Source organism: Pantoea sp. ME81 (genome assembly GCF_903970985.1).
Lineage (GTDB): Bacteria > Pseudomonadota > Gammaproteobacteria > Enterobacterales > Enterobacteriaceae > Pantoea > Pantoea communis.
Genome location: NZ_CAJCKS010000205.1, coordinates 1 through 7601, shown reverse-complemented (window position 1 = coordinate 7601; position 7601 = coordinate 1). Strand labels below are relative to the sequence as shown.

The following is a 7601-nucleotide window of genomic DNA, read 5'->3' as shown; positions in this document are numbered from 1 at the left end:
GACAAGGAAATGCTCGGCCTGAATATTGTTGAATTTGCCGGTGACAACGGCGAATTGATTGAACAGCAGGTCAACAGCCTGTGCGGTCGACTGGATGAGCTGATGGCGCAGCAGCAGGGCGGTGTAACTTATTACTGAATTAATAATATGTAATATAGTTATCCTAATTCGGGAAACGTACGAAACAGGACAAAAAACACTCTTAACGTGCGATAAATGAGCGTTTTTAGTGTGAAAAATCCAAAAAAATAGTCATCACACCCCCTTATTAAGCTAAAGTATCCCGAATTAAGCTGGTGAACCCCGAATTAAGCCAAAGTTACCAGCTTAATTACGGTCACTAAATTTTTTTACGAGTGCTTCAAAATCGTCTTTAGTACAGCAATTTTCTAACATCAACTTTAACTGTCCCATCTCGCATAACGTGTAGTATTCTGAGCCGCTTTTTGCTTGGTCTGCCCTGATTGGTACGCCTGATTGCCAAAGCTCTGAGAGTGCCTTACAAGTCGCTACCGTAACCTTCTTATACTGCTTTACACTCGCTTCAGAATATTCATCCTGAGAGAACTTATCATCATGTTCAATCGTGTACTTTATGCTGTCCTGAGATACCTTACTGAGACGACACACTAAAAACAGTATGTGACGTGTATTATAAGCACGGTCACTATTCTTGTTAGTGGCTTCACCTTTCACGGTTTCGCGTAGAACGGCCTGAGCCTCTTTGGTTAAATGCTTAATCATAGTCACCCCTGCGAGATGAGCACTTAGATCACCGTTGTTATATATGGTTTCTTTGCGTCCTCGTTTCTTGAGTTCTCCCGGTTCTTTTTTCTTTGTCATTTAGCGAATCCCTATAGTTATAAATAGGATTATAATCCTTTAGTTAATTTTCCTTGAGGTGAGGTATGTTGATGCATAACTCACCTTTTCTTTTAGTGTAATTTAGTTATTTGATTAGCTTTAATATCTTGCTCTATTATTTTTACCCAGCCTTCTAAAGCTTCACATAATTCTGTTTCGGTTTTGAACTCTTCAATCAACTTTCGGATCTGAAGAATCTTTTCAGCTTGCCATTTTTTATGTGCTTCATTTGCAGTACTGAAAGTACCAAGAGGTGTCAATTCGCCATTCGTTGTGATTTGTGCTTGGAAGCCTTTCCCATTTATTCTTACGCCACAAAAACCAGTAACATTATCTCGCACTCGAAAAGTTTGGTTAACTTTGGGATGAACAAACAAACATGTTTCAGGTGAATAGATTCGATCATTTCCTTCAGATAACACTATGTCTTTATCAAGATGGTACTGAGGTATATAGTTGACTTCATACCACTCCAAAAAAGAAGAATAAGTGAGCCATTCTGTACATACTGTTATGTTTTCATAGTTCTTATTCTTCCCTGAATAGCAACGTTTCAACATATTATGCCAACAACTATATGCTTCTTTATTTTTAATATGATTTGTATACTTCAAATCATTTACTGCAACATCATAAATTTTCTTCTGAGATTCCATTCTCAACTCCTATTATCCTAAAGTTATGGCCTTATTAATTAAGTACTGAAGTGCTTCGCTACGGTTCTTCAGTCCTTTTTCACTTACGATTTTATCTATGTACTCACTTTGTAGGCGTGTGAGACGAACGCCAATTGAGGCTTCTTTCTTTTCTTTCATATATTCCTGTTTACAAAAATTGGGTTTATAAGTGCAAAAAAACGCACCTCAAATGAGATGTTATTTCTTTAGTGCATTCTATTTATCATTTTTTTTCGGAGCCAACAAAAACATAACAGCGAAAAATGCAAATATTGCAAATGCTACTTTGGGGAACCCTGCAAAGATTAATATAAGGATGGTGGGGATGATCATATTCATGTTCCTTTTAATTGACATGAATATTTATCTGTAGTATAGAACGCTTATATAAATCGTTTCACGAGAATTTTGCAGTACTCAATACCCTGTGAAGGATATAAGGTATTGAGTGCTTTTGATAGAATATATAGGGGGTTAGGTACTTTTAGGCTTAACCAGGAACATAGCCTTCTTCGCCATAATGTGTAATTATATCGTTTGGTTCATCTTCAGCATCAAATGTCTCAATATCATAAGGTTCTGGTGCATCAAAATCATGATCACCATAATTTTCATCATACTCAGGTGCAAATCCAGGCATCTAATGTTCCCTCATTTAAGCATTTACTTTTAATCGTTGATAACCATCTTTCATGCGATCAGTACCTAATACTACCTCACCTACGTACTGATCTATACTTCCATAAACTTCAAGCACATCATCTTCCATATACACAGCAGTAATTACAGTACCTGTTTTGTTTTCAAATGATACCACATGCTTTGCATCGTTTTTATAGGTTATGATCATATAGGAAACGTTTAGCTGGCGTCCTACTCTTACATTCTGCACAATAGTACCGATTTCCCGATGCAACTTACCACGCTCAATATGGGTATCTAGTACTATCTCTTCAATTTTATAGGTCGCTACATCAGGTACGTGTACTTTAGTAAATTCCCTTGCCAGCTTGGTTTCAAGTTCCTGCACTTTATCTTTGCTATCACCAAGAGCTTCAAGCATTTCTGCAAGTACTAACTTTCCGCTACTCTTTCTGTTCTGAATACTCACTTCTACATCTGCAAGTATACCTCTTGCTTCAATTAGTTCAGTTTCAACTACTTTACGTTCATGATTATCTGGTGCATTGATTATACTGTTTAAGTCAAAACCTTTGAGGTGGGTAAGTAATGCTTTCTCCAATGATAGGAAGTTACCCTTTTTTGCACTACATGTTTTTCTTCCATAACTACTGGAACAATAGAAGTACTTTTGATCTTGTCTTGCACGGTTAATATGTATTACTGAGCCACAACTTGAGCAAGTAATCATACCGCTTAATATATTGACTACCCTACCCTTATCAACTCTATGTTTAGGTAAGTACTTTGACCCTATGTTGGTAATGATATCAACCATTAACTTATGTTTCTTTTTATCCACAATTGCAGGATAGAAATCTTCGTACTCTATTGCTTGTCCATCTTTAACACGTGTCCAAGTACCAATTAGGGTTTTGGATTTTAATGTTTTTACAAGGAAAGCGGCTGACCATTCGATATCGCCATAATATCTTTTTTTATGGTTCAGTTCTTTTACAATCTGTCCACTTGTCCAGCCATCAAGATACCAATCAACAGCATCACGCAAACAATCTGCAATTTCATCCACAATTACATATTGCTCATTCTCAATGCGTAACCATTTAGGGCATTTTGCACGATATGCCTTGCCAGTTTCGAGACTTCTCTTTATATTATTTTCAATACTTTGAAGTTTACGCTTGCTCTTTGCATCAGACTCGCTATTAGCTCGCATTAAATTTAAAGTACTTATAATTGCACCAATCTGATCATCAGATTTCAGTACTTGCCTTGTCATGAGATCATGAATCTCAATACCTGACATTATGGCTTGTCCGACGAATTGACTACTTGCCCAAACATTCATGCGTGATATGCGGTCAATACTATAGGCAATGATTGAGTACTTGTTACCGTCCTTGTTTCTGATACGTTCCTGTACAAACTCATAGAGAGGTGCACCCTCTTCTATGTTGGAACCTCGGTAGCTACTGATACCTTCATCACGTATCACTTCTAACTGCGATTCGTTGAAGTGATTAGGCATACTCTTTATGTATGCCATACCTGCTTGTTCTTGATCATGCAGACCACCGCCGTTTAGTGCCTGATCCTTGCTACTGACGCGAAGGTAAAGTACTGGAATCTTCATGAGTGTACTCTCTGATACTTTTCATGAATCAGATACTATCATGACAACCAAGGTTAAGGCACAGTTGTTGAATGACGACTCGCTGAAATCCACCGAAATCAACGTCGAAACCTTTAAAGGGAAAGTACAATTAAGCGGCTTTGTCAGCTCACCGCAGATGGCGAACCGTGCAGTGACGGTGACCCGCAGCGTGGCAGGGGTTAAATCTGTAGTTAACAATATGCAGATTAAGTAATAGCGTATCGATACTGCAGCGGGCGGCCTTTGGGTCGCCCGTTGTGTTTCAGCGGGTGCCTCAGAAACGGTAACCCACACCAAAGAAAAACACCCACGGATCGATCCGCGTGTTAATGTTCTGCTGTTCTCCGTTAGCTTTGAATTTCACTTCGGTATCAATGTCCATGTACCACAGCGATGCGTTCAGCATCCAGTCGCGGTTGATTTGATAATCCATCCCCACCTGACCCGCCACACCCCAGGAATCTTTGACGCTTAAATCACTTAAGCCCGCGTCCTGGCCGGTTTGATTAAATTTGGCATCGTAGAACGTGGTGTAGTTGATACCTATCCCAACATACGGACGCACCGGGCTGCGGCTATCGAAGAAATAGTACTGTGCCATCAGCGTGGGCGGCAGTTGGCGCACGGTAGCGAGATTTCCGGTGGCACCAAGGCCAACCTTGTGACGGAACGGTGTCGCCGCCAGCAGCTCCACACCGATGTTGTCCGTCGCCATATAGGTGAAGGTCAAGCCTAGTTGGGTGTCGTTACTCACGTTAAAGCCGCCCATACCCAGCACATTGTCAGAGCCTTCGGTTGGACGAACAGTCGCGCTACCAGCACGCATAAAAAAATCACCCGCCTGATGAGCCAGTGCCAGTTGCGGGATAGCCAGAGCCAGTAGCAATGCGCATTTTGCCAGTTTCATAATCACTCCTTTGCAGAAAAGTAGGGTCTTAATCGGGATTGCGGCACAAGATCTAACCCTTTTTTGGTAAAAGATCATCTGCATCAATTCAAATTAATCACTTAAAAAACAATGAATTGATTCAGATCAATTTTCGGCATTGCACGCCTGGAAGAAAAAACGCTGAGGAGGTTTTGAGGGCAGATGAAGAGGCTTTGCTGCTTTTATGAACCGGGTACGAACTTTAATTCCCCATTCTTTACCGGAGATGACACAAAGTTATGGTCTTGCGGGTGCCCGCCAGCCCACAGAACATGTACAATCGCCGGGTTAATTAACCCGGTTCCATCAAGGAGAGTACATGTCTATCACGGCAAGCTCGTTATACCGTGACACAGGAAATTTTCTGCGTCATCAGCTGGTTACTATTGTGCTGATGGCGTTGTTGACGTCGTTCATTACGGTGATTGTCGGTCATGCATTAACCCCAGGCGAAGACCAGTTATCCCTGCTTAGCCAGGCTGACGACAGCGCGACATCACTGTTTGAATTGGTACAGAATATGTCACCGGATCAGCAGCGCATCCTGCTGCGCGCTTCTGCAGCCGGCACCTTTGCCGCGCTGATCGGCAACACGCTGCTGCTGGGCGGTATGCTGTGCCTGATCCCGCTGGTCTCCAATGGCCAACGCGTGAGTGCCCTGCGAGCAATCGGTGCCTCCGCGCCACTGCTGCCGAAACTGCTGCTGCAGACCTTCCTGATTACCTTGCTGGTGCAAATTGGCTTTATGATATTGATGGTGCCTGGCGTGATTCTGGCGATTCTGCTGTCACTGGCACCGGTAATGCTGGTCAGCGAGAAAATGGGTGTGATTGGCGCGATGCGCGCCAGTATGAAACTGGCATGGAAGAACATGAAAGTCATCGCCCCTGCCATTGTGCTGTGGTTGCTGGCGAAGATTGTGCTGATGTTCCTCATCTCATCACTCACAGTGCTGCCGGTGAACATCGCGTCGGTGGTGATGAACGCGCTGGGTAATCTGGTCTCCGCGATTCTGATTATCTATTTGTACCGACTGTATATGCTGTTACGTTAACAGCGATGGCGCTCTGCGGAGCGCCTTTATTGAACGCTCCTGCCCTAACTGGAAACGCTATGAAGCAGTTACTCGATTTTCTTCCCCTGGTAGTTTTCTTCATCTTCTACAAGCTGTACGACATCTTTGTCGCTTCTGGTGCCTTGATTGTCGCCACGGGCCTGGCGCTTGTCGTCAGCTGGGTGCTGTATCGCAAACTGGAAAAGATGACGCTTTTCACCTTCGCACTGGTGACGGTATTCGGCACGTTGACGCTGGTGTTCCATAACGATGAGTTCATCAAATGGAAAGTCACCGTAATCTATTCCCTGTTCGCGTTGGCACTGCTATACAGCCAGTTCTTTATGGAACAGCCGTTGATTCAACGCATGCTCGGCAAAGAGCTGCAGTTGCCCGGTGTTGTGTGGCGTCGATTGAATATTGCCTGGGCCATCTTCTTCTTCGTCTGCGGCCTGGTAAATATCTATGTTGCGTTTTGGTTATCACAAGAGTTTTGGGTTAACTTTAAAGTGTTTGGTCTGACCGGCCTGACCCTACTGTTTACTCTGTTTAGCGGCGTGTACATCTGGCGACAGATGCCGCAACAAGAACAAAAATAAGCTACTCCGCCCGACAATGTCGGGCTTCTCTTCACCTGCAGAAGAACTGAGCAATGGACGAAAAACATAAATTGCCGCAAGGCGAAATGGTCTCGCGCACCCTGGCGATGCCAGCGGATACCAACGCCAATGGTGATATTTTTGGCGGCTGGTTGATGTCACAGATGGATATGGGCGGTGCCATCATGGCCAAGGAGATCGCCGAAGGTCGTGTGGTCACCGTACGCGTTGATGGTATGTCGTTCCTGAAACCGGTGGCAGTAGGCGATGTCGTGAGCTGCTATGCGCGTTGCATACGTACCGGCAACAGCTCGATGACCATCAATGTAGAAGTGTGGATCAAGAAGGTTTCGTCTGAGCCAATCGGTCAAACGTATTGCGCCACTGAAGCGGTATTTGTTTACGTTGCCGTTGATAACAGCGGAAAATCCCGCCCGCTGCCACCTGGCAAAGCCAATCTTGCCGATTAACAGCGATAAAAAAAGCGGTCAATGACCGCTTTTTCTTTGCCTTCAACCCAGGCTTACTCGATGTTAGCACCGCCGTTAATGCGGAACACAATGTTCATGGTCAAGCCTTTGCCAGGACGACCCGGCTGATAACGCCACTTCTTCATGGCCTGCTTCACTTCACGCTCGAACATATTGCGCGGTTCGGCAGAAAGAATCTCCACATTATCGACACGACCGTCGCTATCCACATCAAACTGCACGCGTACACGCCCTTCCACGCGTAACGCAAACGCACGCGCCGGATAGGCAGGTTTGCTCACGTTCATCGCCTTAGGCCCGTCAGAGACGGTTTGCGTTGGCGCTGGGTTACTCTTCGGTGCCGTGGTCGGACGCGTCTGAGTGGTCGGGATATCCTGCTTGACCGGATTCTCCTGCGGCTTCACTTCCTTACGTGGCTTCGGCTCGACCTTTTTCTCTACCTTCGGCTTAGGTTTTGGCTTGGGCTTTGGTTCAGGTTTCGGAATCGGCACCGGCTCGACTTTAGGCGGCTCGGGTGCAACTTCCGGCTCAGGTTCGGGCTCTGGCGGCGGCGTCACCACCGCGGGGGCCGGTTCTGGCTGCACTTCAGGTGCCACCATGGTCACGCTGATTGGCTGGGATGCTTTCGGAACCTCAATGGTCTGATGAAACGATGCATAGAGAATGCCCGCAATCAGCGAGCCGTGGAGTAC

The 7601-nt window shown here is 44.7% G+C and carries 9 protein-coding genes and 1 pseudogene; 4 read left to right on the top strand and 6 right to left on the bottom strand.

The features are described from left to right. Positions 1 to 327: 327 nt before the first annotated feature. From H7A81_RS23970 to H7A81_RS23955, 4 genes are all read right to left on the bottom strand, one after another. Positions 328 to 843, bottom strand: coding sequence for a hypothetical protein (locus H7A81_RS23970; protein ID WP_182058932.1), 516 nt, complete (start codon positions 841 to 843; stop codon positions 328 to 330). Positions 844 to 935: 92 nt separating this feature from the next. After that, positions 936 to 1520: a hypothetical protein gene (locus H7A81_RS23965; protein WP_182058931.1), complete on the bottom strand. Its 585-nt coding sequence runs from the start codon at positions 1518 to 1520 to the stop codon at positions 936 to 938. A gap of 511 nt (positions 1521 to 2031) precedes the next feature. Next, positions 2032 to 2181 carry a hypothetical protein gene (locus tag H7A81_RS23960; protein WP_182058930.1) on the bottom strand — a complete coding sequence of 50 codons (150 nt, stop codon included), beginning with the start codon at positions 2179 to 2181 and terminating at the stop codon, positions 2032 to 2034. 15 nt (positions 2182 to 2196) lie between these two features. Then, positions 2197 to 3816 (bottom strand): recombinase family protein, encoded by a 1620-nt coding sequence (locus tag H7A81_RS23955; protein ID WP_182058929.1) that lies wholly within the window; start codon positions 3814 to 3816, stop codon positions 2197 to 2199. A 31-nt stretch (positions 3817 to 3847) separates the two neighbouring features. Between H7A81_RS23955 and H7A81_RS23950 the strand changes: the two are divergent. Beyond that, positions 3848 to 4051, top strand: a pseudogene (locus H7A81_RS23950) (BON domain-containing protein); the annotation flags it as partial. 60 nt (positions 4052 to 4111) lie between these two features. On the opposite strand, the gene ompW reads toward H7A81_RS23950, so the two are convergent. Then, positions 4112 to 4744 carry an outer membrane protein OmpW gene (ompW, locus tag H7A81_RS23945; protein WP_182058928.1) on the bottom strand — a complete coding sequence of 211 codons (633 nt, stop codon included), beginning with the start codon at positions 4742 to 4744 and terminating at the stop codon, positions 4112 to 4114. A gap of 340 nt (positions 4745 to 5084) precedes the next feature. On the opposite strand from ompW, the gene H7A81_RS23940 reads away from it, so the two are divergent. From H7A81_RS23940 to yciA, 3 genes are read left to right on the top strand one after another with little or no spacing between them, the layout of a single operon-like run. Further along, complete coding sequence (locus H7A81_RS23940) at positions 5085 to 5819, top strand: YciC family protein (RefSeq protein ID WP_182058927.1); 735 nt, start codon at positions 5085 to 5087, stop codon at positions 5817 to 5819. A gap of 59 nt (positions 5820 to 5878) precedes the next feature. Then, the gene (locus H7A81_RS23935) at positions 5879 to 6418 is read left to right on the top strand and encodes a septation protein A (protein WP_038646666.1); all 540 of its coding nucleotides are present in this window, start codon (positions 5879 to 5881) and stop codon (positions 6416 to 6418) included. A gap of 53 nt (positions 6419 to 6471) precedes the next feature. Further along, entirely contained in the window at positions 6472 to 6888 is a 417-nt protein-coding gene (gene yciA, locus H7A81_RS23930) for an acyl-CoA thioester hydrolase YciA (protein WP_034828848.1), read from the top strand. Positions 6889 to 6941: 53 nt separating this feature from the next. Here the strand turns inward: yciA and tonB are convergent. Next, a partial coding sequence (gene tonB / locus H7A81_RS23925; protein WP_220458118.1) for a TonB system transport protein TonB occupies positions 6942 to 7601 on the bottom strand: 660 nt, incomplete at its 5' end.

Bases quoted from the DNA above. Each gene is read 5' to 3' on its own strand.
- H7A81_RS23955 (WP_182058929.1), bottom strand. From the start codon at position 3,816: ATGAAGATTCCAGTACTTTACCTTCGCGTCAGTAGCAAGGATCAGGCA.
- yciA (WP_034828848.1), top strand. From the start codon at position 6,472: ATGGACGAAAAACATAAATTGCCGCAAGGCGAAATGGTCTCGCGCACC.
- H7A81_RS23935 (WP_038646666.1), top strand. From the start codon at position 5,879: ATGAAGCAGTTACTCGATTTTCTTCCCCTGGTAGTTTTCTTCATCTTC.
- H7A81_RS23960 (WP_182058930.1), bottom strand. From the start codon at position 2,181: ATGCCTGGATTTGCACCTGAGTATGATGAAAATTATGGTGATCATGAT.
- H7A81_RS23965 (WP_182058931.1), bottom strand. From the start codon at position 1,520: ATGGAATCTCAGAAGAAAATTTATGATGTTGCAGTAAATGATTTGAAG.
- H7A81_RS23970 (WP_182058932.1), bottom strand. From the start codon at position 843: ATGACAAAGAAAAAAGAACCGGGAGAACTCAAGAAACGAGGACGCAAA.
- ompW (WP_182058928.1), bottom strand. From the start codon at position 4,744: ATGAAACTGGCAAAATGCGCATTGCTACTGGCTCTGGCTATCCCGCAA.
- H7A81_RS23940 (WP_182058927.1), top strand. From the start codon at position 5,085: ATGTCTATCACGGCAAGCTCGTTATACCGTGACACAGGAAATTTTCTG.